22 protein-coding genes are annotated in these 25,520 nt (G+C 68.8%); 8 read left to right on the top strand and 14 right to left on the bottom strand.

Features of this window, described 5'->3' with window-relative positions; all coding sequences use genetic code 11:
* Nucleotides 1-4: 4 nt before the first annotated feature.
* Nucleotides 5-1,558 (top strand): GMC family oxidoreductase, encoded by a 1,554-nt coding sequence (locus E0H75_RS11035; RefSeq protein WP_131513413.1) that lies wholly within the window; start codon nt 5-7, stop codon nt 1,556-1,558.
* Nucleotides 1,559-1,561: 3 nt separating this feature from the next.
* Here E0H75_RS11035 and E0H75_RS11040 read toward each other — a convergent pair whose 3' ends face one another.
* The 6 genes from E0H75_RS11040 to E0H75_RS11065 form a co-directional block, all read right to left on the bottom strand.
* The gene (locus tag E0H75_RS11040) at nt 1,562-3,676 is read right to left on the bottom strand and encodes a winged helix-turn-helix domain-containing protein (protein WP_131513414.1); all 2,115 of its coding nucleotides are present in this window, start codon (nt 3,674-3,676) and stop codon (nt 1,562-1,564) included.
* An 805-nt stretch (nt 3,677-4,481) separates the two neighbouring features.
* Nucleotides 4,482-5,891: a glucose-6-phosphate dehydrogenase gene (gene zwf, locus E0H75_RS11045; protein ID WP_131513415.1), complete on the bottom strand. Its 1,410-nt coding sequence runs from the start codon at nt 5,889-5,891 to the stop codon at nt 4,482-4,484.
* A gap of 133 nt (nt 5,892-6,024) precedes the next feature.
* Nucleotides 6,025-6,780: a GntR family transcriptional regulator gene (locus E0H75_RS11050; protein WP_131513416.1), complete on the bottom strand. Its 756-nt coding sequence runs from the start codon at nt 6,778-6,780 to the stop codon at nt 6,025-6,027.
* 136 nt (nt 6,781-6,916) lie between these two features.
* Nucleotides 6,917-7,096, bottom strand: a complete 180-nt coding sequence (locus E0H75_RS11055) for a hypothetical protein (RefSeq protein WP_131513417.1) — start codon at nt 7,094-7,096, stop codon at nt 6,917-6,919.
* Nucleotides 7,097-7,202: 106 nt separating this feature from the next.
* Complete coding sequence (locus E0H75_RS11060; protein ID WP_131513418.1) at nt 7,203-8,363, bottom strand: NAD-dependent formate dehydrogenase; 1,161 nt, start codon at nt 8,361-8,363, stop codon at nt 7,203-7,205.
* 45 nt (nt 8,364-8,408) lie between these two features.
* On the bottom strand, nt 8,409-9,380 hold the full coding sequence (locus E0H75_RS11065; protein WP_131513419.1) for a LysR family transcriptional regulator: 972 nt from the start codon (nt 9,378-9,380) through the stop codon (nt 8,409-8,411).
* Between the two features lie 199 nt (nt 9,381-9,579).
* On the opposite strand from E0H75_RS11065, the gene E0H75_RS11070 reads away from it, so the two are divergent.
* A complete protein-coding gene (locus E0H75_RS11070; protein WP_131513420.1) occupies nt 9,580-10,347 on the top strand; it encodes an alpha/beta fold hydrolase in 768 nt (255 codons plus the stop codon).
* Here the strand turns inward: E0H75_RS11070 and E0H75_RS11075 are convergent.
* Both E0H75_RS11075 and dnaN read right to left on the bottom strand, forming a co-directional pair.
* Entirely contained in the window at nt 10,329-11,408 is a 1,080-nt protein-coding gene (locus E0H75_RS11075) for an acyltransferase family protein (protein ID WP_165553626.1), read from the bottom strand. The two genes, E0H75_RS11070 and E0H75_RS11075, sit on opposite strands and share 19 nt — an antisense overlap.
* A 121-nt stretch (nt 11,409-11,529) precedes the next feature.
* Nucleotides 11,530-12,663, bottom strand: coding sequence for a DNA polymerase III subunit beta (dnaN, locus tag E0H75_RS11080; RefSeq protein ID WP_131513422.1), 1,134 nt, complete (start codon nt 12,661-12,663; stop codon nt 11,530-11,532).
* A gap of 118 nt (nt 12,664-12,781) precedes the next feature.
* On the opposite strand from dnaN, the gene E0H75_RS11085 reads away from it, so the two are divergent.
* Nucleotides 12,782-13,423 carry a TetR/AcrR family transcriptional regulator C-terminal domain-containing protein gene (locus tag E0H75_RS11085; RefSeq protein WP_131513423.1) on the top strand — a complete coding sequence of 214 codons (642 nt, stop codon included), beginning with the start codon at nt 12,782-12,784 and terminating at the stop codon, nt 13,421-13,423.
* On the opposite strand, the gene E0H75_RS11090 is transcribed toward E0H75_RS11085, so the two are convergent.
* Nucleotides 13,410-13,976: an AAA family ATPase gene (locus E0H75_RS11090; protein ID WP_131513424.1), complete on the bottom strand. Its 567-nt coding sequence runs from the start codon at nt 13,974-13,976 to the stop codon at nt 13,410-13,412. The genes E0H75_RS11085 and E0H75_RS11090 overlap by 14 nt on opposite strands.
* Before the next feature lie 121 nt (nt 13,977-14,097).
* Here E0H75_RS11090 and E0H75_RS11095 point away from each other — a divergent pair, with 121 nt between their 5' ends.
* Together E0H75_RS11095 and E0H75_RS11100 are read left to right on the top strand one after the other, a co-directional pair.
* Nucleotides 14,098-14,730, top strand: a complete 633-nt coding sequence (locus E0H75_RS11095) for a class I SAM-dependent methyltransferase family protein (protein ID WP_131513425.1) — start codon at nt 14,098-14,100, stop codon at nt 14,728-14,730.
* Nucleotides 14,727-15,605: a GNAT family N-acetyltransferase gene (locus tag E0H75_RS11100; protein ID WP_131513426.1), complete on the top strand. Its 879-nt coding sequence runs from the start codon at nt 14,727-14,729 to the stop codon at nt 15,603-15,605. Before E0H75_RS11095 ends, E0H75_RS11100 begins: the two co-directional genes overlap by 4 nt.
* A 57-nt stretch (nt 15,606-15,662) precedes the next feature.
* On the opposite strand, the gene E0H75_RS11105 is transcribed toward E0H75_RS11100, so the two are convergent.
* Nucleotides 15,663-16,268, bottom strand: coding sequence for a GNAT family N-acetyltransferase (locus E0H75_RS11105; protein ID WP_165553628.1), 606 nt, complete (start codon nt 16,266-16,268; stop codon nt 15,663-15,665).
* Nucleotides 16,269-16,379: 111 nt separating this feature from the next.
* Between E0H75_RS11105 and E0H75_RS11110 the strand changes: the two genes are divergently transcribed.
* Both E0H75_RS11110 and E0H75_RS11115 read left to right on the top strand, forming a co-directional pair.
* On the top strand, nt 16,380-19,040 hold the full coding sequence (locus E0H75_RS11110; RefSeq protein ID WP_165553630.1) for a helix-turn-helix transcriptional regulator: 2,661 nt from the start codon (nt 16,380-16,382) through the stop codon (nt 19,038-19,040).
* Nucleotides 19,041-19,129: 89 nt separating this feature from the next.
* Nucleotides 19,130-19,732, top strand: a complete 603-nt coding sequence (locus E0H75_RS11115; protein WP_131513429.1) for a dihydrofolate reductase family protein — start codon at nt 19,130-19,132, stop codon at nt 19,730-19,732.
* A gap of 60 nt (nt 19,733-19,792) precedes the next feature.
* Here the strand turns inward: E0H75_RS11115 and E0H75_RS11120 are convergent, their stop codons facing one another.
* Nucleotides 19,793-20,047, bottom strand: a complete 255-nt coding sequence (locus E0H75_RS11120; RefSeq protein WP_131513430.1) for a hypothetical protein — start codon at nt 20,045-20,047, stop codon at nt 19,793-19,795.
* A gap of 162 nt (nt 20,048-20,209) precedes the next feature.
* Here E0H75_RS11120 and E0H75_RS11125 point away from each other — a divergent pair, with 162 nt between their 5' ends.
* Complete coding sequence (locus tag E0H75_RS11125) at nt 20,210-22,687, top strand: ATP-binding protein (RefSeq protein WP_131513431.1); 2,478 nt, start codon at nt 20,210-20,212, stop codon at nt 22,685-22,687.
* Nucleotides 22,688-22,831: 144 nt separating this feature from the next.
* Here E0H75_RS11125 and E0H75_RS11130 read toward each other — a convergent pair whose 3' ends face one another.
* The 3 genes from E0H75_RS11130 to E0H75_RS11140 are packed head-to-tail and all read right to left on the bottom strand — an operon-like array spanning nt 22,832 to nt 25,486.
* On the bottom strand, nt 22,832-24,073 hold the full coding sequence (locus E0H75_RS11130) for a flavin-containing monooxygenase (RefSeq protein ID WP_131513432.1): 1,242 nt from the start codon (nt 24,071-24,073) through the stop codon (nt 22,832-22,834).
* A 60-nt stretch (nt 24,074-24,133) separates the two neighbouring features.
* Nucleotides 24,134-24,796 (bottom strand): winged helix-turn-helix transcriptional regulator, encoded by a 663-nt coding sequence (locus E0H75_RS11135; protein WP_131513433.1) that lies wholly within the window; start codon nt 24,794-24,796, stop codon nt 24,134-24,136.
* 57 nt (nt 24,797-24,853) lie between these two features.
* The gene (locus E0H75_RS11140; RefSeq protein WP_131513434.1) at nt 24,854-25,486 is read right to left on the bottom strand and encodes a hypothetical protein; all 633 of its coding nucleotides are present in this window, start codon (nt 25,484-25,486) and stop codon (nt 24,854-24,856) included.
* Between the last annotated feature and the right edge of the window lie 34 nt (nt 25,487-25,520).

Consider the following 25,520-nt stretch of genomic DNA (forward strand, 5'->3'; position numbering starts at 1 on the left):
GGTCATGACGGAGCAGTACGACGTCGTCATCGTGGGATCGGGCGCAGGGGGCGGCACGCTCGCCAACGCGCTCGCGCCGTCGGGCCGGCGGGTTCTGATCCTGGAGCGCGGTGACTGGCTCCCGCGGGAGGCGGAGAACTGGGATGCCGAGGCGGTGTTCGTCGACAATCGCTACGTGTCGCCGGACCAGTGGTACGACGGCGACGGCAAACCGTTCCAGCCGCAGGTGCACTACTTCGTCGGTGGCGCGACCAAGTTCTACGGCGCCGCGCTGTACCGGCTGCGCGAGCGCGACTTCGCCGAGCTCAAGCACCACGGCGGAATCTCGCCGGCCTGGCCGATCGGGTACGACGTGATGGAGCCGTACTACACCCGGGCCGAGCAGCTCTACCAGGTCCACGGTGCCCGGGGCGAGGACCCGACGGATCCGCCCGCCTCGGCGCCGTACCCCTATCCGCCGGTATCGCACGAGCCGCGGATCCAGAAGCTGTTCGACGACATGGCCGCGGTCGGACTGCACCCCTTCCACGCGCCGTGCGGGGTGATGCTCGACGAGAGCCGGCCCGCGTTCAGCGCCTGCATCCGGTGCGCGACCTGCGACGGGTTCCCGTGCCTGGTCCACGCGAAGGCGGACGCGGACGTCATCGCCGTCCGGCCGGCGATCGAGCACGACAACGTGACTTTGCTGCGCAACACCGTCGTACGGCGCCTCGAGACCGACCCGACCGGCCGCACTGTGACCGCGGTCGTCGCCGAGGTGGACGGTGCCGAGCAACGGTTCAGCGGCGACATCGTGGTCCTGTCGGCCGGTGCGGTGAACTCGGCCAAGATCCTGCTCGCGAGCGCCAACGACCGGCATCCGCGGGGACTTGCAAACTCCTCCGACCAGGTCGGGCGCCATTTCATCTTCCACAACAGCCGTGCCTTCCTGGCGGTTTCGACCGAGAAGAACGACACCCGGTTCCAGAAGACGCTCGCGATGAACGACTACTACTTCGGCGACGCCGACTTCGACTACCCGATGGGCAACCTGCAGATGGTGGGCAAGTCGTCGGCACCGATGTATCGCGGTGAGAAGCCGGTCGAGACCCTGCTGGCGCCGACGTTCGCGCTGCGCGACGTCGCCGAGCATGCCGTCGACTTCTGGCTGTCGACCGAGGACCTGCCGGATCCGGACAACCGGGTGACGCTCGACCGCGACGGCAACGTGGTGCTGTCGCACACGCCGAACAACGGCGAGCCGATGGAGCAGCTGTACAGGCGGGTCAAGAAGAACCTGGGCAAGCTGGGCATGCACCCGCATCACCTGATCCCGCGCAGCATCTACATGAAGAACGACATCCCGGTCGCGGGGTGCGCCCATCAGGCGGGCACTGTCCGGTTCGGGAACGATCCGGAGACCTCGGTGCTGGACCCCGACTGCAAGGCTCACGAGCTCGACAACCTCTATGTCGTCGACACCAGCTTCTTCCCGAGCATCGGCGCGGTGAACCCGGCGCTGACCGCGATGGCGAACGCGCTGCGGGTCGGTGACCACCTGCTGGAGCGACTCGGTTAGACCTCAGCGGTGCATGCCGATCTCGGCCAGGATTTCGACCGCCCCCCCGCGAGAGGAGACGCCGAGCTTGCGGTAGACCGACTGGACCTGCGACTTGACGGTGTGCCGCGAGACGTACAGCTGCTTGGCGATCTCCGGGAACGAGAGGTGGGTCGGTAGTAGCCGGACCAGCCGCAGCTCGGCCGTCGTCAGCGCGGAGATCCCGGGGGACGCGGCCACGGTGATCTGATCGACGCGGTCGCGCAGTCTCCCGATGGCCGCCGGCAAGGTGCCGAGGCCGGGCCGGCGGCGCAGGATGTTGTCGGCCTGTTCGAGGACGGCGTGCGCACCCGAAGGGTCGACGAGAGCCATGTACGCCTGGGCGAGCTCGAGCAGGGTCTGGACCGACACGCTGGGGAGGGCGTAGGTCAGCAGCGGTCGTAGCTCGGCGGCACGGCGAACGAGCCGGCGGGACTCGCGCATGTCGCCGCGGCGGGCGGCTGCGTGCGCGGCGGCCGCGTAGACCAGGGCACTGGTCCAGTACGCCTCGAAGTGTCCGGTGTCGACGAGCTCGAGGGAACGCTTGAGCATCGCTTCGGCGGCGGCGCGCTCGCCGCGCTCGGTGGCGATCAGGGACCGCTCGGTCAGGATCAGGGCCGCGAGCGGGGTGACGCCGAAGCCGGTCGCCACGTCGTACGCATGGATGAACCCGGAATCGGCGCGCTCGAGGTCTCCCTCGAGGTACCACGACATCGCCTCCGAGTGCAGCATCGTCGCGCGGAACGGGCTGGCCGGGCTGAGCCCGTCGAGGGCCAGGACGCTGTCGGTGCGCATCGCCACGGGTCCCTGCCGGCTGAGGTTGGCTCGCATGTACGCCAGCGTCGCGGCGACCGTCGTACCGTCGGACAACGTTCCGCTGACGGGCAGACTTTCGGCGACACCGACCCACCGCTCTGCCTCCCGCGGCCGGCCGAGCAAGGCGAAGATCAAAGCGCTGTGTGCCGCGATCGCGGCGTAGTGCGGGCCTCGCGGGTAGCGGTCGAGGAGTTCCATCCAGCCGCGCACGGTGTCGACCCGGCCGCTGGCCCAGACCGGTTGCATGAGTTCGAGGACGAGCCGGGTGACTCGTTCGGTGTCGCCGGCCGCGGCGGCGTGGCCGACGGCGGCTTCGGCCATCCCGTTCGCCTCGTACCAGTCGGCGGCGCGTGCGTGCAGCCTGCCGCCGAGATCGGGATCGCCACGCCGGAGCTCGGCCTGGAGGAGTTCGCGCAGCAGATGGTGGTACCGGTACCACTCGCCGCGGCGGTCGAGCGGGACGACCAGAAGGTTGTGGCGTTCGAGGTCGACGAGCATCCGGGCCGACTGCTTCCCGCCGACGACGGCGTCGCACAGGGGCCCGGTCATGCGGTCGAGGATCGACGTACGGACGAGGAAGTCCGCCTGGGCGGGGGAGAGCCGGTCGAGCAGCTCCGACCGCAGGTAGTCGTCGACCAATCGGTCGTCACCGGTGAAGCCGAAGCCCGTCACCGGCGAACCGGACCGCATCGCCAGTGCGGCGAGATACAGGCCGGCCGGCCAGCCCTCCGTACGGCGAACCAGTTCGTCGACCTCGGCAACGGGTACCTCGGCGCCGGCCGACCGCAGCAACGCAGCCGCCTCGGCGCCGCCCATGGCGAGGTCCTGGACGCCGATCTCGACGATCCCACGGCCCATCCGCAGCCGGGACAACGGCAGCGGCAGCGCGTCCCGCGATGCGACGGCGAGCCGCCAGCCGGGGGGTACCCGGAACGCGAACTCGGCGATCGACCTCGAGCAGTCGGGGCTGGTGATCTCCTCCACGTGGTCGAGCACGACCAGCACCGGCGAGCGCAACGCGCTGATCGACTCGACCAGCCGGGGTACGACGTCGACGCTGCCGCCGGACGCGGCCAGCAAGGCGCGCGCGTCCCTGCCGACCGGCTCGATCTGGTCGAGGGCGTCGAGGATGCCCGTCCACAACGCGACCGGGTCGTTGTCGGACCGTTCGCACGACACCCAGGCCACCCGCGGCCCGAACTGATCGGTCCACTGGGACAGCACAGTCGACTTGCCGTAGCCGGGTGGCGCCACGACGGCGACCACCGGCTCGTGCGATTCCATCAAGCGATCGATAACTGCGGTTCGCGGTACCAGGCGTTCACGCCCACCACGCACTCCTGACCCCACGCTGTGGCCCCCAGGGGTCACGGTCGGTGGTGCAACGGGAACGGAGGCTGCACCCGAACCTGTGTCCGGCCCCTGCACATGGCCGACGATACGCCAGCAAACTGAACGCGCCAGTTGTATCCGGTCATGAGGTTGGTGCCGACTCCGTGCCAGACCTGCATCACTGACCTGCCGCGGGCGGGCTGGGTGCGGAGGGTGTGGGCAGGCTGGTCGTGCTTGGCAGCCCGGGCCTGTAGAGGGTGGTCGTGCGGCGGCTTGCCGTAGGCCTACGGCCTTGTGCACCGGCCACCTGTTGTAGTGGTCGGTCCGTGTTCAAGGTCGCGGCGGCACGTCGGCTACCTGGTGTCGAGGTGTCGAGGTGTCGGGGTGGGGGGCGGTGAACAGGATCTGGGGGCCGTGCACACGCCACGACCTGTTCGCGGTCACGACAAGCTGTTCACGGGCCTGCCCCGGAACACGCAAACCCCCACTCGGAGACCGGCCGATCCGCCGGGCCGTTGGCAGCAGGCGATGGTCGCGGACCGCCAGGCCGACCGCAGCCCGTCGCGTCACGGGCGGCCCCGCACCACTCACCAACCACCCACAGGCCGAGGCCGCCACGCTCAACTCGGGGCATGGAAGTCGCCCCACGGGCAGGTTAGTGAGTGCGGCACGTCCACACCCCGGCACCACTGAGGACTTCGCGCGCCTCCCCGGCCAGATCATCACCGCGTCGACCTCGTGACCCCAACTCCAGACGTCAGTTCGGGATCCAAGGCGTTCGCCAGCCGCCGTATCCGGCCGGTACTTCGCCGGCCGCGGCCGGCCCCCAGGTCCCGGGCTGGTAGGCATGGATCGGCGTCGGTGCATCGAGCAACGGCTGCATCACCCGCCATGTCTCCTCGACGGCGTCCTGGCGCGTGAACCGGGTGCTCTGCCCGGTCATGGCCGCATGTAACAGCACCTCGTACGGCGTGGGGCCTTCGCCACCTTCTTGGCCGAACTCCATGTCGAGCTCGATCGGCGCGATCCGGGCCAGGTCGGCGCGGTGCGCGTCCACCTGGATCCGGACTCCGGTCGACGGGTCGAGCTTGATCACCAGCTGGTTCGGCTCGGCGATGTGGCCGCGGGGTCCGAAACCGAGCCGTGGTGGTCGTTTGAAGACCAGGCGCAGCTCGGTCTGGGTGACCGGCAGTCGCTTGCCGGTGCGGATGAAGAAGGGCACACCGGCCCAGCGCCAGTTCTCGATGTCGAGCCGGAGTGCGGCGTACGTCTCGGTGGCCGAGTTCTTCGCGACGCCGTCGATGGCGAGGTAGCCGTCGTACTGGCCGCGGAGGTAGTGGGCCGGATCGGCTTCCTCCACGGCACGGAACAGCGCGGTGGTCGAATCCTTCAGCGTGGTCGGATCGCCCCGCGACGGTGGCTCCATGGCGGCGGCCGCGACGACCTGCATCAGGTGATTGACGACCACGTCGCGCAGGGCGCCGACCGGGTCGTAGAAGTGGCCGCGGTCCTCGACGCCGAAGTCCTCCGCCATCGTGATCTGGACACAGTCGAGGTAGTTGCGGCTCCACACCGGTTCGAGGACCGCGTTCGCGAACCGCAGGTAGAGGATCTCCTCCAACCCCATCTTTCCGAGGTAGTGGTCGATCCGGTACAGCTGCGACTCGTCGATGTACTGATGCAACTGGCCGGCCAGGTCGCGAGCCGACTGCTGGTCGTGGCCGAACGGCTTCTCGACGACGACCCGGGCACCGGTGGTCAGCCCGGCCTCGGACAGTCCCTGCACCACCCGGCCGAACAGGAACGGCGGGATCTCGAGATAGAAGACCGGTGTCTGGGCATCCTTGATCGCCTGGCCGACGCGCTCGTAGACGGACGCCTCGGTGAAGTCGCCACCGACGTACGACAGCCGGTCCGCGAAGCGGTCGAAGACGGCCTTGTCGATGGTGACGCCGGTGCCCTCGATCGACGTCCTGGCCCGCTCGACCAGCTGCTCGAGGGTCCAGTCGTCGGCAGCCACTCCGACGATCGGGCAGTCGAGCAGACCGCGCGCCTCCAACTGGTACAGCGAGCGGAACGTCATCACCTTGGCCAGATCACCGGTGATCCCGAAGATCACCAGCACGTCCGCGGCCGGTGCCTGCGAACCCGTCGGCGTCACTGTCATGCCGGCCTCCCTCGATGCCGGGGATCGGCCTGACTTGGCAGCCGATCCTCGTCCGCGATCGCAGCCAATCCTCATCCGCCGCCGGGCCGAGGGCCATCACCCCCGGCGGGTGATTCAGCGTCCGGCCGTGGCGTCAGTTCGCCGCACGGCGGCGCCGGCGGGGAGCGGCCTCAGCAGGCGTTTCGCCGGGCTCGGCGCCCGCCTGGAGGTCGTGGTAGGCCTTGCGGGTGTGTTCGGTGTGCTCGCGCATGATCTGCGCGGACTTGTCCTCGTCGCCCTCGCTGATCGCCTTCACCAGCCGGGCGTGCTCGCGCCAGGAGGCGCCACCGCGGACCGGGGCGACGGGGGTGTAGTACCAGCGGACCCGGCGGTCGACCTGGCCGGCGAAGTCCACCAGGAACCTGTTGCCGGACATCTGGGTGATCAGGCTGTGCAGCTCGCCGTTGGTCCGGACCGCGCCGTCGATGTCGCCGGCCTCCTGGAGCGCCGTACCGACCTTGCACAGGTCCTTGAGCCGGGCCACGTCGTCCTTCGACGCGTGCCGGGCCGCGAGTCGCGCGGACTCCGACTCCAGGGCGGCACGGGCCGCGAGCAGCTGGTCCACCTCGTCCTCGGCGGGCACGTGCACCATCGCGCCGAAGCCCGGCCGGAGGTCCACCCAGCCCTCGTTGTTGAGCCGCTGGAGGGCCTCGCGGACCGGCTGCCGGGAAACGCCCAGCATGCCGGCCAGTTCGACCTCGACCAGGTGCCGGCCGCGCTCGAGGGTGCCGTCGATGATCATCTCGGTCAGGGCCTCGTAGACGGACTCACGCAGTGGCGTCGGCCGCTTGACGTGTCGCACACCGGCCGGTTCCGCCCCCGCCCCTGGGCCTGCGCTGATGGTGGTCATGAAGTCCTTCCCGGAACTTGCGCTGACAAAGGCATGGCACTTGGTAGACAGTCTACCAAGTGCCACGCTTGGGGCCGGGCCTTCGGCGCCGGCGTGGTCATGGGGCCTTGGCTCCTGACCTGATATGGCGACCGAGTTACGCCGCGGACTCGTCGGCGTGCGGGCGATCGTCGTGAGCGGTCCGAGCCTGGTCGCCGGTGAGCTTCGCGAGCTCGGCGTCCAGGTCGGCCGGGGTGTTCAGCTCCTGCTGCAGCTCCGGGGCATCCGGGAACTGCGGGCGAGCCGCCAGAGCGCCGAACCTACGGGTGAAGATCATTGTTGCCCTTTCCTTGAATTCTGGCTTCTGTATACATTCAACCAGCCGTCCTCACGGGTTATGCCCTCGTCTCACGTGATCCCGGTTACGTACGACGTGACGCCGCTCACACGCGGGTCGAGTACGAATGCGCTCCGGCACCGGCCAGTCGCCCACCGTCGACAATCAGGTACTCGTCGCGGATCGGCGTACCGGCGAACCACGACTCCAGGATCTCCCGGGTGCCGGCGGCGTAGCGGGTCTGGGCGGACAGGGTCGAGCCGGAGATGTGCGGGGTCATGCCGTGGTGCGGCATGGTCCGCCACGGGTGGTCGGCCGGCGCGGGCTGCGGGTACCAGACGTCGCCGGCGTACCCGGCCAGCTGACCGCTCTCCAGTGCCTTCACGATGGCGTCCCGGTCGGCGATCTTCGCGCGGGCGGTGTTGATCAGGTAGGTGCCGCGCTTCATGGTGCTGAGCAGCTTCTCGCCGAACAGGCCCTCGGTCTCCGGGTGCAGCGGCGCGTTGATCGTGACCACGTCACAGTGCGGGACCATGTCGGCCGCGCTCGGGTGGAAGGTCAGGTTGAGCTCGCGCTCGACCGACTCCGGCAGCCGGTGCCGGTCGGTGTAGTGCAGGTTCACGTCGAACGGCTTCAGCCGGCGCAGTACGGCGGTCCCGATCCGGCCGGCCGCGACAGTGCCGACGTGCATACCTTCGAGGTCGTACGAGCGGGCCACGCAGTCGGCGACGTTCCAGCCGCCGTCGAGGACCACCTGGTGCGAAGGCAGGTAATTGCGGACGAGGCCGAGGATCATCATCACCACGTGCTCGGCGACGCTGATGCTGTTGCTGTAGGTGACCTCGGCAACGGTCATGCCGTGCTTGATCGCCGCGTCCAGGTCGACGTGGTCCGAGCCGATGCCGGCGGTGATCGCGAGCTTGAGGTTCGGCGCCTCCGCGATCCGCTCGGGCGTCAGGTACGCCGGCCAGAACGGTTGCGAGATCACCACATCGGCGTCGGCCAGCTCGCGGTCGAGCACCGAGTCGGGGCCCTCCTTGTCGGAGGTGACGACCAGCGTGTGGCCCTGGCTCTCCAGGAACTCGCGCAGCCCGAGCTCACCGGACACGCTGCCGAGCAGCTCGCCCGGTGTGAAGTCGACGGCCTTCGGCGTGGGCGCGGTCTGGCCGCCCGGGTAGCCGTTGATGGTGGGGATGTCGTCACGCGCGTACGACGTCGGGTGGCCGTCGGCAGGATCGTCGTACAGGACGCAGATGATCTTGGCCATGATGTGGAATCTCCTTGTTCGGAAGGGACTTCCACAGTCGCCGCGTCACGGTCCGACGGTCAAAGACTTGCTCGCTATGTCGAGATAGCCGGAACCCATCAAATGCACGTTGAGCAGATCGTCGAGAGCGGTGTGTACGCCGGCTTGTCGCGCGACGTCGAGGAGCGCGCGGGCCAGCACGGGCTCGGGACTGCGGGCCGCGATCACCAGTCCGACCCGCGGCCCGTGCGCCGGGCTCTTCAGCGGTACGACGCGCATGCCTTCAGGCACACCGAACATGTGCAGCCAGGCGTGGGAGATCACGGTCGACCAGTGGTTGCCGTGCAGATGGCTGTAGAGACCGGAGACCGTATCGCTCTCGATCGCGGGAGAAGCGGTGACGCCGTCGTCGGTGAAGTAGCCGTTCATGATCCGGCGGTTGCGCATGTCGGGGGACAACAGGCACAGCGGCAGCGCGGCCACCTGTGCCCAGGTTGCCACCGGCAACTCACCCAGCTCGGTGTGCTGCGGGGTGAGGAGCAAGTAGCGCTCCTCGTACAACGGGGTCTTGCGGACCTGGCCGAGGGTGTCGTCGTCGAGGTACGTCATCGCGACGTCGAGATCGAACTCGGCCAGCTTCTGGGTGATGTCGCGCGACGACAACGACTCGAGCGTCACCCGGGCGCTGGTGTGCCGTTCGCAGAACGGGGTGGTGAGCAGCGAGACGACCGGCATCGCGGTCGGGATCGCGCCGAGCCGGAGTGTGCCGGTCAGGCCGCCGCGCATCACCGACAACTCGTGCCGCAGCGCGTCCTGCTCGGCCAGGATCCGCTGCGCCCACAGCAGCACCCGCTCGCCCTCGGGGGTGAGCCCCTCGAAGCGGCGGCCGCGCCGGACGATCGGTACGTCGAGCTCCTGCTCGAGCTTGCGGATCGCGGCGGACAGCGACGGCTGGGAGACGTAGCACGCGCCGGCGGCCCGGGCGAAGTGCTTCTCCCGGGCGAGGGCGACGAGATACTCCAGCTGGCGGAGCAGCATCAGGAACCCATCGTGCGGTGGACCGCATACCAGCCGTCTGTATACATAATCCAACTGTAGTGAGGTGGGTCGGCCGCGGATAGTACTCGGGCCTGTCGCTAGTGTCCTGTGATGTGGATCACATCCAATCGGGTGTCTCTCCACGCTGTCTTCGTTCGACGGATTGACAGGGGATCCCAAACTGAGAAGGGGTGTGGTGATGGAGAAGGTCACCTCGAAGGACGGCACCGAGATCGCGTACGACACCTACGGCAGCGGGCCGGTGCTGGTGCTCGTGGCCGGCGGGTTCACCGACCGCGCTCGCTACGTGCCGGACGCCGAGGCGCTGGCCTCGACGTTCACTGTGGTGAACTACGACCGGCGTGGACGTGGCGACTCCGGCGATGCACCGACGTACGCCGTCGAACGCGAGTGGGAGGACCTCGATGCGGTGCGGTCGGCGACCGGCGCGCGGTTCGCCTGCGCGTACTCGTCGGGTTCGATGGTGCTGTTCCAGGCCGGACTGCCGTTCGAGAAGCAGGCGGTGATGGAGCCGCCGTTCCGGGTCGAGGGTGCACCGCCGGCGCCGGAGCGGTACATCGAGCGGCTGCAGGAGTACGTCGCGGCCGGGAACCCCGGCGGTGCGGCCGAGTTGTTCATGGTCGAGGCGGTCGGTCAGCCGAAAGAGGTCGTCGATCAGATCCGGGCGACGCCGATGTGGGCCGGACTCGAGGCGGTCGCACACACGCTCGTGTACGACGGCCTGCAGATGGGGGACAGCGCCGTACCGACAGCGCTGTTGTCGACAATCGAACTGCCGACACTTGCGCTGTACAGCAACGACAGTCCGGCGTGGCTGCAGGACTCGGTCAAGCAGACCGCCGCAGCGCTGCCGAACGGGACGGCGGAGGGCCATGACGGGACCTTCCACACGCTTCCGCCGGAGACGCTGGCGGGGGTGCTGACGAACTACTTCGTGACCGCGTGAACCGGCTGGCGGCGGCCGCCGGGTAGGACGCGCTCGAGCAACCGCTTGAGGCGAGGCGCCAGCGGCTGCTCGACCCCGTAGTGCAGGGCGGCTGCTACGCCGACCATCGCGAGCATCGTGGCGGCGACCAGGAGCACGTGGTTCACCTGGTCGCCGAGCCGCTCGAAGATGATGAACCCGATGTGCGCGTGCACCAGGTAGAGCGGGTAGGTGAGTGCGCCGAGGACCGCGAACCACGGCCGCCTGAGCCGGTGGGTCCACTTGAGTGCGACGGTCAGCATGACGGCGAAGATCACCACGATGATCGCGATCACAGCCGGCCGGTGGATCTCCGTGTGGTAGCGGATGCCGACCCGGTCGCCGAATCCGATGCCACGGTAGATCGCGTTGCCGAGCGAGACGGCAACGATCAGCAGCGTCTGCGGCGTCGGCCCGTAGCGGTGGATCAGGCACAGCGCCATACCCGCGATGAAGTAGTGGGAGAACTGCGTGTTCAGCACCAGATCGGTTGCGTGCGGCAACAGACCGGTCTGGAAGACGAAGGTCGCGGTCAGCCAGGCCCAGAGGAAGATCGTGACCCGGCGGCGGGTGATGCCGATCCAGGTCAGGATCAGGATCATCGCGTAGAAGCGCACCTCGGCCCACAGCGTCCAGTAGACGACGTCGACGTTCTCGATGTTCGGCAGCGAGTTGAACATCGTCAGGTTGGCCAGGTACTGCGGCAGCGACACCGGGAACCGGCCCTGGCTGAGCGAGATCGACACGATCGTGGTCAGCGTGACCGCCATCCAGTACGCCGGGTAGAGCCGGACTGCCCGGGAGACGACGAAGGACCGCGGCGTCCGGTCCCAGGCGCTCAGCAGCACCACGAATCCGCTGATCGTGAAGAACAGGTCGACACCGAGATAGCCGTACCGCGCCACGATGTCGGCATGCGGGAACTGCATCGTCGACAGGCCGCCGGCGTACGCCGAGAACAGGTAGTGGTACGTCATCACCGAGACGGCCGCGAGGATCCGCAGCAGATCGATCTCATGCAGCCGGGCCTTCGGCGAGTCCACAGTCGTCCTTCCAAGCGGTGGCGCGGGGGCACCACCACTAGACCGCATCGACCGCCGCCGATCGTCAGCCCATGGCCTGATCCGGCGTCCTACTGACGGATGATTGCCGTCGGCATCCGCCTCAGGTTGGCAGTCGCATCGGCATCAGGATGTACGCCGAGTCTCCGGTCGGAGTTTGGTCAGGAGCGCGGAGACCGGTCAGGTTCGCAGGCTTCATCGGCTGGGTGAACGCGAAGTGCGCGATCGGCATCCCCAGGGAGGCGAGCGCATCGAGGAGATAGCCCGCGTTGAACCCGGTGGACACCGGATCACCGGTGACCGTCGCCTCCACCGACTCCGATGCCTGCGCCTCCTCGCCACTCCCGGCGTCGAGAGTCGCCGTGCCGTCCGCGAAGTTGATCCGCACCGGTGTCGTCCGCTCCGCCACCAGCGCGACCCGTTTCACCGCCTCGACCAGTGAGGCTGTGTCCACTTGGACGGTGCTGGTGATCGCGGACTCGGCCGGGATCAGGCTGCGCACCTTCGGGAAGTCGCCGTCGATCAGCCGGCTCGTCGCCCGCCGGCCGCCACCCTCGAACCCGATCAACCCGTCCCCTGTGCGGGTCGAACCGAGCGCGAGAGTGAGATCGTGGCCGGACATCGCCTTGGCCACGTCGTGGAGCATCCGCGCCGGCACCAGCGCGTTCGCCTCCACGGTCGGGTCGGCCGGCTCCCACTCGATGACGCGCAGCGCCAGCCGGTACCGGTCGGTGGCCAGCAACGAGATGGTCGATCCGCGGAGCTCCACCCGGATGCCGGTGAACACCGGCAGGGTGTCGTCCCGGCCGGATGCGCTCACCACCTGCGCGACAGCCCGGGCGAAGGCATCTCCCTTCACGACGCCGCTCGCCCCGGGCAACTCGGGCAGCGCCGGATACTCGTTGAGAGGCAGGGTCTGCAGCGCGAAGCGCGAACTCCCGCTGACCACCTGCACCCGAGACGCGTCGCCGCTCAGATCCACCGAGTCCCTCGGCATGCTGCGGCAGATGTCGGACAGCAGCCGACCCGACACCAGGACCCGCCCACCGTCCGCCACCTCCGCCGGCACGCTCACCTGCGCGGAGCTCTCGTAGTCGAACCCGGACAGCGTCACCTGACCGTCCGCCGCGTCGACTACCATCCCGGCCAGGATCGGCACACTCGGCCGGCTCGGTAGCCCCTTCGCCACCCATCCGACCGCCTCGGCCAGCACCTCACGACCAACCCGAACCTTCACACCCATTCCTCCCCACGTCGAAGTACGACTCAATCACCTGGCACCGACAGTTCCTGCGGCGCCCGGCTTACTCTGTACGCTTACGATGTAAGTTCATCGGCCTGGCGAGAGGATCGCAATGGCGGTACGGCGTGAGCCACTGAACCGGGAGCGGGTCCTGCGGGCCGCGATCACGCTCGCCGACAAGGAGGGCCTGGACGCGCTGACCATGCGGCGGCTCGGCCAGGAGGTCGGCGTGGAGGCGATGTCGCTCTACAACCACGTGAAGAACAAGGACGACATCCTCGACGGCATCGTCGACCTGGTGCTGACCGACATCGACGTACTTCCCGCTGGGACGGACTGGAAGAAGGCGATGCGGCGGCGGTCCATCTCGGCGCACGAGGTGCTGGTCGCCCATCCGTGGGCGGCGATGCAGATCATGTCCCGCTACAGCATCGGCCTGGGCATGACGCGCTACCTGGACGCGACCCTGGGACGGCTCCGCGAGGGCGGCTTCACGATCGAGGGTGCGCTGGATGCGTGGCACACGTTGGACAGTCACCTCTACGGGTTCACGTTGCAGCAGCTCAACCTGCCGTTCGCCGCCGACGAGGCGTCGCGGGTGTCGGCCGACGTACTCCCGGGACTGTCCGCGGAGGAGTTCCCGCATGTCGTCGAGGTGATCGGTCACGTGATGCGGTCCGGGCGGATGGAGGACTTCGAGTACGGGCTGGATCTGATCCTGGACGGTCTGGAGGCCGGCCTCAACGGAAGCTGATCGCTTCGAGCCGGTTGGCCTGGTCGCGATCGAGGACGACGGCGGAGGCCGCGCCGGGGATGACTTCGGTGGGGTCGGCGACCGCCCGGTCGAGGAGCTGCGGCCAGCGACGGCAGTGCGTGGCCATGCTGCCCTTGCGTACGACGCGTCCGCGCGCCTGCTGCCCGTCGCGGGCGATGTCATCGGGTACGTCGAGCAGGAGCAGGTGCACTGTCCTCCCGGTCTGGCGTGCCCTCCAGCCGATGAGGCGTCGTACCCACGGACGGGTGGCGCAGTCGTGGACGACCAGGGGGCCGGTGCTCATCGCGTTGAGCACGATCGCGTAGTACGTGAGGTGGAGAAGCGGCCGCCACCAGGGATAGGGGAGTACGCCGAGGACCGGCATCCAGCGATCGCGGAGGCGGCCCGAGTCGTACACGCGGTCGGAGTTTTCGGGGAAGAGGCGGTCGAGGAGTGTGCTCTTGCCGGCTCCCGGAATGCCGGCGAGTACGACCACCGAGTCGCTCGGGTACGTCAGCTCCTCGGCCGCCATCGTGTCGGCGGTACCTGTCATGCTGTCGTCCCTTCGCCTGGCGGACTTTCGTCCGTCAACGCAGCTGAGACGGGCAGCGTTCCGCGATCGGCCCCTGATTGCACTGAGAACTTGATAGGAAGTTCCTGAGAGGAGCTAGCCCATGGACTGGTCCGCCTGGCACGACGAGTACGACGACCCGGGGTCAGAGCTGTCCCAGCGGTTGAAGGTCGTGCAGACACAGCTCCGGATTGCCTTGGAGGACTGCGCTGCCGGGCCGCTCCGCATCGTCAGCCTGTGCGCCGGCCAAGGCCGCGACGTACTCGAGGTCCTGGCCGACCATCCACGCCGCGGCGACGTTCATGCCCGGTTGGTCGAGCTCGACGCAGAGATCGCCGACGGTGCCGCTTCAGCCGCCCGCGCTCTCGGGCTCGATCAGGTGGAGGTCCGCGCAGGCGACGCGGCTCTCATCGATCAGTACGTCGGGATGGTGCCCGCGGACATCGTGCTAGCCTGCGGAATCTTCGGCAACATCAGCGACGAAGACATCCAGGGCACGATCGCGGCCCTCCCGCAGCTGTGCCGCTCTGGGGCTCCGGTGATTTGGACCCGCCATCGCGACGACCCCGACCTGGTGCCTCAGATCTGCTCCTGGTTCGAGTCTCGTGACTTCGAACGCCGCTACCTCTCCGAACCCGCCGCCGGCTTCGGTGTAGGTGTCCACCGCTACACCGGAACCCCAGAGCCTCTCGTCCCCGGCACCCATCTCTTCACCTTCGGCCGGTACGAGTCATGACGAGTCGCCGGGACTACCGCGGAGCTGACGACCTGCGGGCGATGCAGCGGCTGGTTCAACGTTGCTGGAGCGTCGATGCGAACTGGCATATCGGTGATCTGGCCTGGCAACGCCGTACCGTTCCCGGCGTCGAATCAACGTGGCGGACCTCGCTGTGGGAGGACAACGGCGAGACGGTCGCTTGGGGATGGGTGGAGCTTCCTGGACATCTGGCGCTGGTGACCGACCTGTCTCGACCCGAGCTGGCCGCAGAGGTCATTGCCTGGTTCGAGGAGGTCACCTCGGCGCCCGAACTCACCTGCGCGGTGCTCGAGACCGAAGTACACCTGACCACGGCGCTGGAGTCCGCTGGTTACCGCGCTGATGCGGAGGCGCCGTTCTTCACCCATCACCACAGGTCGCTCGCGACTGTCGTGGTCCCGTCCTGTCCCGACGGGTACAGGCTTCGTCACGTGCGCCCGGACGAAGCCGAACGACGCAGTGCGGGACACCGCGCGACCTGGTCCGACTTCGGCTCGACCCTGTCGGCCGACACCTACCAATCCGTGATGAACGCTTGGCCCTACCGGCCCGAGCTCGATTGGGTGATCGAGGATCAGCACGGCAACTTCGTGTCGACGTCCCTGGCCTGGCTCGACGAGGAGAACGAGGTCGGCCTGATCGAACCGGTCGGAACCGATCCCGCCCACCGCCGCCGCGGCCTCGCCACCGCCGTCAACCTCGCCGCCCTCACAGCCCTCCAGCAAGCCGGCGCAACCCAAGCAATCGTCAACCCCCGAGGCGACCCCGCCTACCCCACCGCAGCCAAGCTCTACCAATCCCTAGGCTTCCACCCCGGCCCCCAAACAACCCCCTACAAAAAACACCGCACCTGACCGCGCGCTGCTACTGGTCAGGTAAGGCTGAACTGGTGGTGACCGCGCCGCCTGACGTTATCCGCGGGGAGGGGCGTCGACTCTTGCGGGAGGCCGCCATTCGCGGGCCAAGAGGCCGTAGATCACCAGGTCGCGGCGTTCGGTGGGGAAGACGGCGGCTTCACGGAGTACGCCTTCCTGGGTGAAGCCCATGCGTTCGGCGACGTTGCGGCTGCGGGTGTTGTCGATGGTGGTGCACAGGCGGACTCGGAGCAGGCCGAGCGGGCCGAAGGCGTGGTCGAGTACGGCGGTGACTGTGCGGCTGATCAGTCCACGGCCGACGAAGTCGGTGTCGAGCCAGTAGCCGATCTCGGCCGACCGCGCCCGACGGTCGATCTCGAGTTGGGCCCAGCCGACCAGGCGCCAGCCGTTGTCCGCCTTCACCGCGATCGACAGCGGCAGCAACGATCCGTCCAGCCAGCCCTGCCCAGCCTCCACCAGATTCGCGCGGGTCTCGTCCAGCACCGGCGGTTCCTGGTACGCGTCCCCGAACCATTGCGCCAGACGTTGATAGTTGGCCTCGACGAGAGCGAAGTGAGCCTCCGCTATCGCGACGGTCCGCGGGATCAGTACGGCGTCGTCGCCTAGCGGCCAGGTGAATTCCGCAGCGGTAACAGTGGACACGGCTGCTCCGATCGCAGGGGTTGGTGGCGTGCCTGGCAGGAGTCGAATCGGCGATCATGCTTGCACATGTCGGCCGGAGCCGTGGCCAGATGTTGGGGTTACGCTGCTGCGGTGCTGGTGGGGCGGGCGGTTGAGCGGGCTGCGGTGGAGCGGGTGCTCGCCGAGGCCGGTGCCGGCCGGTGTGGGGCGTTGGTGGTGCGGGGTGAGGCGGGGATTGGCAAGACCGCGTTGCTCGACCATGCGGCGGCTACTGCCGACGGGATGCGGGTACTGCGGGTCGTCGGCATCGAGTCCGAGGCCGAGCTTCCGTTCGCCGGTCTTCAACTGATGCTGGCTCGCTTCGCCGATCGCTTCGACGCGTTGCCCGGCCGCCAAAGTCAAGCACTGCGGACCGCGTTCGGTGCGAGCACCTTGCCAGGTGGACCGCCGGCGGTCGGAGCAGCAGTCTTGACGTTGCTCTCCGACCTGGCCGAGGAAAGACCGCTGCTGTGCCTGGTCGACGACGCGCACTGGTTCGACCGGTCGTCGATCGACGCGCTGCTGTTCGCCGTACGGCGCCTGCACACCGACCCGGTCGCGATGATCTTCGCCGCGCGGGACGGCGACCGGCCGTTCCCGGCCGCCGGGTTGGACAGCATCGCGCTCCAGCGACTGGATCCGCCGGACTCGAATCGCCTGCTGGCCAGTGTTCGGACGCTGCCTCGCGAGGCAGCCGAGCGCGTGCTCGCGGAATCCGAAGGGAACCCGCTGGCCATCCTGGAGCTGGCGGCGAGCGACCGCGCCGATCGGCCGTCCGCGCCAGTCACCCCGCTGCCGGCCAGCGGACGCTTGGAGGAGCACTTCCGCCTTCAGATTCGCGCACTGCCGGAGAACGCGCAGCGGGCGTTGTTGCTTGCCGCTGCCGACCACACCTCGGAGCTCCAAGCGTTCTCGGCCGCCGCCGCATCTCTGGGCCTGGTCGCCGCGGACCTCGCGCCGGCCGAGCAGGAGCGACTCGTCCAGGTGACCTCCGACTCGATCGAGTTCCGGCACCCGTTGATCCGGTCGGCGGTCTATCAGGACGCGCCGTTCGCCCAACGAGTGGCCGCGCACGAAGCGCTGGCGGGGTCGTTCTCGGACCCACGTGATGCCGACCGTCGCGCGTGGCATCTGGCCGCCGCGGCCGGTGGCACCGACGACCTGGCCGCGGCGGAACTCGAACGCGCCGCGCTCCGTGCGGTCGGGCGCGGTGGCCCGGCGTCCGCGGCGCGAGCGCTGGAACGGGCCGCGCAGCTCAGCAACGACCGCGCCGACCGAGCCAGGCGTCTCGTCGGTGCCGCCCGAGCGACGTACGACGCAGGCAGGCTGGATCATGCGGCCGAGTTGGCCGCGGCCGGCGGCGAGCTGACCAGACAACCCAGCGAACGGGCCGAGGCCAGCTGGATCAGGGCCCAGGTCGCGTACGAGCGCATCTCGCCCGCCGAGGCGAGTGCGCTGTCGCTCGCCGCCGCCGTACCGATCCTGTCGACCGACCCGGACCGTGCGGTCTCCATCCTTGCCGAGGCGACGTGGTGTGCGCGTGACGCGGCCGATCCCGTCCTGCTTGGTCGTTGCGTTGAGCAACTACAGTCGGTCCCCGGAGGCCTGGCCGAGGCGTTGATCGGCTTCAACGACCTGTTGCTCGGAAACGTCAAGCCCGCGGTCGCGTCGATGCGCACGCTGCTGCCCGCTGCCCTTGAGCTGGACGCCACACTCGACCGGCTGACGGCTGGGTACATGGCCGTGCTGATCGGCGCGGACACGCTGGGGCTGACCCTGCTCGAGAGCCACGTCGCCACGTTGCGCCGTGACGGTGCGCTCGGCTGGCTGCCGTATGCGCAGGAACCACTCGCGCTCGCGCAGTTGGTGACGGGTCGCTTCCAGGATGCGGAAGCGACGGTGACCGAAGCGATCGAGCTGGCCACTGACCTCGGTCTGGACCTGCAGGTCGTCGTACTGACCTCGATCTCGGCTTGGCTTGCCGCAGTTCGCGGCGACACCGCAGCCGCAGAGCAGGCAACCTTGGTGCTCGGCGACACCCGGCAGCACCGGATGTCGGCAGCCCTGGTGACCTGGGCATTGGCGCTGGTCGATCTGATGGCCGGTCAGCCCGTCGCCGCACTCGACCGTCTCGAGCGAGTCTGCGACGGACCATCCGGTCGGGACGTGGCCGTGCGGGCAATCCCCGATCACGTCGAGGCCGCCGTACGGGCAGGTGAGACGGATCGCGCTGGGCGGCACTTGCCAGCGCTGATCGAGTGGGCGACGGAATCGGGCAATCCCGCGGCACAGGCGCTCGTACTGCGGTGCGAGGCGTTGCTCAGCGAGGGACCCGAGGCGCACCAAGCCTTCGAGGCGGCGCTCCGTCTCGACGGATGCGGGCCGTACGACCGGGCGCGCACCTCTCTCGCGTACGGCGAATGGCTGCGACGCAATCGCCGTCGTACGGCGGCCAGGGCCCAACTGGTCGAGGCGCTCAGCACGTTCGAGCGGATCGCGGCGTACGGCTGGGAACGACGCGTCCGCACCGAGCTCACCGCGCTCGGCGACACCGCTCCGGAGCCGGCGATCGGTGGCAGCCAGCTCACCCCGCAGGAGCTGCAGGTCGTACGCCGGGCCGCGCAGGGCATGAGCAACCGGGAGATCGCGGCTGAGCTGTTCCTCAGCCCGCGCACCGTCGGTCATCACCTGTACAAGGCCTACCCCAAGCTGGGCGTCAGCAGGCGCTCGCAGCTCGCCGGACTGACGCCATAACCCATCCCAGCACCAGTCGTCTGACTGATTCGGAGCGGGTTGTTCTGCTTCTAATGTCAGATCACTACCTGCACACAAGGAGGGGTCTGATGGCTAGGACGGTGATGGGAGCGGTTGTCTCCCTGGATGGCTACATGGCCGACGACAGCGACGGTGTCGGTCCGCTGTTCGACTGGCTGGGCAACGGAGACGTGAGCTGGTCCTTCGAAGGCAGCGACGACACGGTCAGCACCACTCAGGCATCGGCCGACTTCACGCGCAACCACTACAAGGGCATCGCGTGCGTCATCATCGGCCGGCGCGTCTTCGACCTCACCAACGGCTGGGACGGCGTACCGGCCGCCGGCGAGCACGTCTTCGTGGTCACGCACGAACCACCGACGGACTGGGAGCACGCCGGTACGGCGCCGTTCACCTTCGTCGGCAGCGTCGAGGAAGGCATCAAGGCGGGGCGGGAGTACGCCGGTGAGGACCGCATCGTCGACGTGTCCGCCGGCCAGATCGGCGGACAGGCCTTGCGACTCGGGCTGATCGATCAGGTCGTTGTCAACCTCGTCCCCGTGGTGTTCGGCTCAGGCCGACCGTTCTGGGGGACCGGTCCGCTGTCCGAGCCGCTCATGCTCGACAACCCGGCACAGATCGTCCAAGGCGACCGCGTCACACACCTCGTGTACGACGTACTGAAAGCCTGAGCGCGGGCGGTGCCGCCAGGCTGGCGGCCGGGAGGGGCAGCCGCCAGCCTGGCGCGGCCATCAGTTCAGCTGGTCCAGGGGTGACGCGGCCGAGGTGATGAACAGCGTCTGGTGGTCGTGGGCCGTGGTCTCGCAGTGGACTCTCCACCGGCCGCAGGTGCAGTGGTCGTAGCCGACCACGCCTTCGCTGGTCCGGTGCCGGGACCTCGTCGTCCACTGGTGAGCATGGGTGAGGATGCTCATCGGTGCGGGAATCACGAACGCGGTCGGTTCTGACCGGTCATCGGGGCGAGCCAGGATGCGGGCGATTTTCATCTGTCCTCCCGGGCTGGTTGTCGTCCTGATCGACTCTCCACGGCGGCACGCACCGGTCCCAGGTCGTCGACCGGACATCTTGCGGACACTTCCGGCCGGCCCCACGGCGGTAGCGGCCGGTCCGTGACCTCCCGCGCCCTAAACTGCGACGGGGAGGCAGGTGTGACCGGAGCTGGACCGTCGACCTTCGGTGAGCTGCTGCGTGCGTGGCGGGAACGAGCGCTGCTCACCCAGGAAGAACTCGCGCAGCGATCCGGTCTCGATCCACGGACCCTGCGGCGCTGGGAGACCGGAGAGTCCGTCCGGCCGCGTGGCAGCTCCCTGCGACTGGTCGCGGAGGTTCTCGGGCTGACCGACGACGAGTCGCTCGAGCTGGCGACCGCCGCGCGCGGAGCGACGGTCACAGTGCCCGACAGGCCGCAGCAATTGCCGCCCGCCCCTTCGCATTTCGTCGGCCGGCTCGAGGAGTTGGCCGCCTTGCAAGCCGGCGTCACCGAGGGCCGGTCCGTCATCGCTGTCGAGGGAATGGCTGGGGTCGGCAAGACGGCCTTCGTGGTCCAGGCGGGCTTGTTGCTTGCGCCGGAGTTCCCCGACGGCCAGATCTTCATCGACCTGCACGGGTTCAGCGACCGCATGCACCCGCTCGAACCGGACCAGGCGCTGGCCCGGACCATGCGGGCCCTGGGTGTGCCGGGCGATCAGCTCCCGGTCGACGTCGAGGAGTGCGCGGGCCTGTTCCGCAGCCTGGTCGCCGATCGACGGCTGCTCTTCGTCTACGACAACGTGGCCGGCGCCGGTCAGGTCGCACCGCTGCTGCCGGCCACCCCGACCTGCCAGGTCCTCACCACCAGCCGCCACACCCTCGCGAGCCTCGACCGGGGCGCAACCATCCGACTCGGCACACTGCCCCGGCTGGAAGCCATCGATTTGTTCACCCGTGCTTCGGAATCCACGGACCTGAGCTCCGGTCAGCTGACCGATTTGGTCGAGCTCTGCGGCCGTCTTCCACTCGCACTGCGGATCGCGGCGGCCCGGCTGCGGTCCCGGCCCTCGTGGCAACTGGCCGACTTGGTACTGCGGTTGCAGGAGCAGCGTGCCGCCGTACTGGACCGGCTCGATGACGAAACGCTCGGAGTGTCCGCTGCCCTCGACCTGTCGTACGCCGCGCTGGACGAGCCGACCCGACGCGCCTACAGGCTGGTCGGCCTGATCCCTGGCCCGGATGTCGACCTCGGAGCGGCGGCAGCGCTGTTCGGCACCGATGACGCCGCCGCCCGCTCGGCGCTGGAGACCCTGCAGGACCTGCACTTACTCGACGAGGGTCCGGCCGGGCGCTACAGCCTGCACGACCTCACCCGCGCGCACGCGGCCCGGCACGCCCAGGCCACCGAGACTGCGCAGGACCGGTTGGCTGCGCTGATCAGACTCCTCGACCACTACTGCGCATGGGCGAGTGCGGCCATGGACCTGGCCCATCCGTACACCCGCAGTCGGCGACCGGATCCGCCGTACGTGGTGGACCCGCCGGACTGGACCGCCGATCAGGCGAACGGATGGCTCGACACCGAGCTGCCCAACGTGGTGGCCGGCGCCCGGGCCGCCCGCGAACTCGAGCTGCATCGGTACGTCGGCGACCTGGCCGGCCTGGTGCACCGGCAGCTGATCATGCGCAACCGGCTCGGCGAGGCCGACGTACTGCACCGGCTGGCGCTGGAGTCCGCTGACGATCTGGGTGACCAGGCCGCCGCAGCCAGGGCGCACGGAGACATCGGCCGGATACGTCGGCGCCAGAACAACTACCCCGCCGCCGCCCACCACCTCGCCCAGGCGCTGTCGCTGGCCGCCGCGGAGGGTCTGACTCTGGTGGAGGTGGAGGCGCACATCGGGCTGGCTGCGACAGTGCAGTACGGCGGCAGCCCTGTGGATGCCGACGAGCATCTCACCCGCGCACTGCGGCTGGCGGAGGACGCCGGCGACGACCTGGGGCAAATCGAGGCGCACTCCACGATCGCCCACGCGCGGCTGAGCAAGGGCGCGTACCGGACGGCCGTGAGTCACTTCGACCAGGCCTTGGCACTGGCCAGACGAGTCGGCTACCCGGCGCGGAAGGTCGACGCCCTGATCGGCCGTGGTCGGGCCGAGGCAGAGCTCGGGCGAACGGCCGCCGCCGTGGAGGGGTTCCGCCGTGCAGTGGCGCTGTCGCGTGAGGAGGGTCTACCCATCGGCGAGCTCGCCGGCATGTACAACCTGGGCAACGCCCGCCGCCGCAGCGGCGACCCGTCGTCCGCGCTGGACTCCTACCGCGAAGTGCTCGCGGTAGCGGTCCGCACCGGGAACCGGAACTGGCAGTACGAGGCACACCAGGGGATGGGACGCGCGTACGTCGACCTGGGTGACGGCCGGTCCGCGCTCGAGCATCACCGGCAGGCTCAGCTCCTGGCCGAGCGACGGCGACTGCGTCTCGATCTCGCGCGGGCCGAAGACGGCCTTGGCGCGGCGTTCGCCGTCCTCGGCGACCCGGCCCGGGCCAAGCAGCACTGGCAGGCGGCGCTCACCCTCCTCGCCGAGCTCGGCGTCGAGCACACCGACGACCCAGAGACCAGCCGCGAGGCAATCACCCAGAAGCTCGCCGCCAACTGACGATCACTTGGCGGCCGGGCGCTCCGGACCAGGCTGGCGATCGAGAGTCTCGTCCCACCCCGCGCCACAGAGTCCTCCTAGAACGGACGACGGCCAGTGCGCCGCCTACCGCCAAAGAGCGCGCCGCCAGGCCCGTACAGGTTGTCAGACGGGCTGGTGTTGGGACTGTTTGTGGGCGATTGATCGGGCCACGATGGCGGCGTCTTCGCCGACGCCGAAGAGCACCGCGGACTTGCGTTTGCGCAGGAAGTGGACGCCGCAGAAGTACAGGCCGGGGACCACCGTGCTTGCACCGTCGTCGGTGAGCGGGAAGCCCATGGCGTCGAACGCAGGGAACCGCATCCAGCGGGCGTAGTCGGGGCGGAACCCGGAGGTGAGGATCACCACGCCGAACCCGTTGAGGTCCAGCTCCATCGGCGGGTCGGCGCGGAAGCGCGGAGGGTCGGGCAGCTCGGGTGCCGTGATCCCCTTGGCGGGGAGTTGCTCGGTGAGCAGCTTGCGCATATCGCCGTACCGCGCATCTCCGAAGGCGACCGAGTCGGCCAGGTCAGCAGCGAAGTACGCCCGATGGTCCTCGACCCCGGCCAGGTGGCCCACGAGTTGTACGCCCATCGCCTGCAAGGTGCGGTAGTGCAGGTCATGGCCGCCTCGCTGGCCGGTCACCAGCAGGTTGGCGCCCAGTCGAGCCGCCGGTGAGGGCAGGGCGCTGAGTGGGGCGTCGAAGAAGGTGGTCTCCTTCAGCCAGCTGACGATGTCGCGGCCGCCGGTACGTCGCGGCAGCCACGGCGCCCGTCCGCAGGCCAGGAACACGTCGCGGCCCGCTTCGTTCAGCTCCTCGGAGAGCTGGCAGCCGGTCTGACCACTTCCCACGACGAGGACCTTTCCTGGCGGAAGGGCGGCGGGGTTGCGGTAGTCCTGGGCATCGACCACGGTCACGTCGTTCGGGATCCCAGCCGTGACCTCGGGGTGGTGCGGTCGCTGGAAGGCGCCCGTACACACGACAACTGACGCGGCCCGTAGCTCGCCGGTCGAGGTGTGGAGGAGGAACTCGCCGTCAGGTCCGGGTTCGAGGCTGTCCACGGCGACGCCTTCGCGAACCGGCGCACCGAAGCTCGACGCGTACCGCTCCAGGTAGCGAACGATCTCGTCGCGCGGGACGAAGCCCTCCGGGTCGTCGCCGGCATACGCAGCGCCCGGCAGGCTCATGGTCCAGTTCGGCGTGACCAGGCAGAAGCTGTCCCACAGGCTCCGCCAGGTTTGGCCGACCCGGGCCCGTTCCAGCACCACGTGATCGATCCCGAGGGCGGTCAGTTCGTAGCTCACCGCCAGGCCCGCCTGGCCCGCTCCGACCACGACCACTGGGTACCTGCTCGACACTCCGGTCATGCCTCGATGCTGCCGCCGACAGGACCGCACAAGAAGTGCAGTGTCTGAACCCAATTGGCGTCAGTCGACGCGGCGCTTCCAGGTGGGAAGTGCCCGCGCCAGCGCGCGTGGACCACGAACCTCGATCGCCCCGCGGCGCAACGCGTCGCCCCACTCGAGCTCTCCGAGATCCCAGCGAGCGAACGCGACCGGATCGCTCACCACGACCACCAGGTCTTCTTCTCCGCCGGGGTGCTTCTCGCAGATCTCAGCGTCGCCTCGCTCGATCAGCAGCCAGCCGCGGCTGCCCGGCCCCGACAGCGTGGCGTAGTCGAAGCGGACCAGGACACGGTGGTCGGGGAGACGGGTGCGATCGAGGTGACTGTTGACCCAGACCCACAGCACGACGCCTGGATGCGCGTGCTCGGGTGTCAGCTCCGCCCACTGCGATCCCCAGTGCTGCAGAGCCAGCATGACCTCCGACAGCTCCCGGCCCGCTTGGGTCGGCTCGTACGTCGAGCCCTGACCGTCGGGCTTCGGCCGGATCTCGAGTACTCCGGCGCGCCCCAGATCCCGCAACCGCTTCGACAGCAGGCCACGAGACAACCCCGGAGCGCCGTCGGCGATCTCGTTGAAGGTCCGGCAGCCGATCAGGACGATGTTGCGCAGGATGATGAACGACCAGCGCTCGGCCAGCAGTTCGGACGCCCGCGCGATCGGGCAGTACTGCCCGTAGGTCCTCACCCCACCCAGCCTGTCACTCCAGATCGACCTCTACCAGTACAGATACAGAACCTCCGGTCAGATCAGGATCGGGAAGGAGAACAGGAATCCGGCCGAGACGGCGAAGCCGAGACCTGCCATCGCGAGCAACGCCAACTGATACCGGCGTCGCCGCATCCGCGAGGACAGCGCGGTGAAGAACAGGACGGTCGCGAACGCGACGGTGAGGATCGTGTAGTTGTCGCCGCGTTGGTTGTTGCGCAGCGCCGTCGCGAACCTCTCGTCCGCGCGGGCGTCCGACTGCTGCGCCTGCGCCAGCTCAGGAATCGAGTACTCGGGCAGCTCGAACGGGGTCGGCGCCGCGTCGGGGTTCTGCAGCGGTTTGGACTGGATCCAGATCGGGAAGGTCGTCGCCAGTGGCTCGGGGAAGCGTGCCTGGAGAAAGCTCGTGAGCTCGGTGTCCTTGGCCTGGTAGGCCTGGAGCCACTGGGTGAACAGCGAAACCTGGATCGTCATCTTCCGGTTGGCGACGCCTTCGAGTCTGGACGCCTCGATCCGGGCCGAAGAGGCCTGAGAGAAGCTGATCGACATGGCCCCGCCCCACTTGCTGGCCTGAAACCCCGACCAGGCGGTCAGGATGGCCGTCACCGACAGCAGCACAACTGCCACCAGCTCACGCCAGTCGATCGTGTCCGCATCCGGCTCGGCCATCCGAACGTCCCTCCTCGAGCTGCTCGTGTCCAGC

Origin of the sequence: Kribbella capetownensis, assembly GCF_004331485.1 — a bacterium.
GTDB lineage: Bacteria > Actinomycetota > Actinomycetes > Propionibacteriales > Kribbellaceae > Kribbella > Kribbella capetownensis.

What these genes read in the sequence shown, in the direction of transcription:
- E0H75_RS11035 (WP_131513413.1), top strand. Translation starts at nt 5, where the DNA reads ATGACGGAGCAGTACGACGTCGTCATCGTGGGATCGGGCGCAGGGGGC.
- E0H75_RS11040 (WP_131513414.1), bottom strand. Translation starts at nt 3,676, where the DNA reads ATGGAATCGCACGAGCCGGTGGTCGCCGTCGTGGCGCCACCCGGCTAC.
- zwf (WP_131513415.1), bottom strand. Translation starts at nt 5,891, where the DNA reads ATGACAGTGACGCCGACGGGTTCGCAGGCACCGGCCGCGGACGTGCTG.
- E0H75_RS11050 (WP_131513416.1), bottom strand. Translation starts at nt 6,780, where the DNA reads ATGACCACCATCAGCGCAGGCCCAGGGGCGGGGGCGGAACCGGCCGGT.
- E0H75_RS11055 (WP_131513417.1), bottom strand. Translation starts at nt 7,096, where the DNA reads ATGATCTTCACCCGTAGGTTCGGCGCTCTGGCGGCTCGCCCGCAGTTC.
- E0H75_RS11060 (WP_131513418.1), bottom strand. Translation starts at nt 8,363, where the DNA reads ATGGCCAAGATCATCTGCGTCCTGTACGACGATCCTGCCGACGGCCAC.
- E0H75_RS11065 (WP_131513419.1), bottom strand. Translation starts at nt 9,380, where the DNA reads ATGCTGCTCCGCCAGCTGGAGTATCTCGTCGCCCTCGCCCGGGAGAAG.
- E0H75_RS11070 (WP_131513420.1), top strand. Translation starts at nt 9,580, where the DNA reads ATGGAGAAGGTCACCTCGAAGGACGGCACCGAGATCGCGTACGACACC.
- E0H75_RS11085 (WP_131513423.1), top strand. Translation starts at nt 12,782, where the DNA reads ATGGCGGTACGGCGTGAGCCACTGAACCGGGAGCGGGTCCTGCGGGCC.
- E0H75_RS11090 (WP_131513424.1), bottom strand. Translation starts at nt 13,976, where the DNA reads ATGACAGGTACCGCCGACACGATGGCGGCCGAGGAGCTGACGTACCCG.
- E0H75_RS11095 (WP_131513425.1), top strand. Translation starts at nt 14,098, where the DNA reads ATGGACTGGTCCGCCTGGCACGACGAGTACGACGACCCGGGGTCAGAG.
- E0H75_RS11100 (WP_131513426.1), top strand. Translation starts at nt 14,727, where the DNA reads ATGACGAGTCGCCGGGACTACCGCGGAGCTGACGACCTGCGGGCGATG.
- E0H75_RS11115 (WP_131513429.1), top strand. Translation starts at nt 19,130, where the DNA reads ATGGCTAGGACGGTGATGGGAGCGGTTGTCTCCCTGGATGGCTACATG.
- E0H75_RS11120 (WP_131513430.1), bottom strand. Translation starts at nt 20,047, where the DNA reads ATGAAAATCGCCCGCATCCTGGCTCGCCCCGATGACCGGTCAGAACCG.
- E0H75_RS11130 (WP_131513432.1), bottom strand. Translation starts at nt 24,073, where the DNA reads ATGACCGGAGTGTCGAGCAGGTACCCAGTGGTCGTGGTCGGAGCGGGC.
- E0H75_RS11140 (WP_131513434.1), bottom strand. Translation starts at nt 25,486, where the DNA reads ATGGCCGAGCCGGATGCGGACACGATCGACTGGCGTGAGCTGGTGGCA.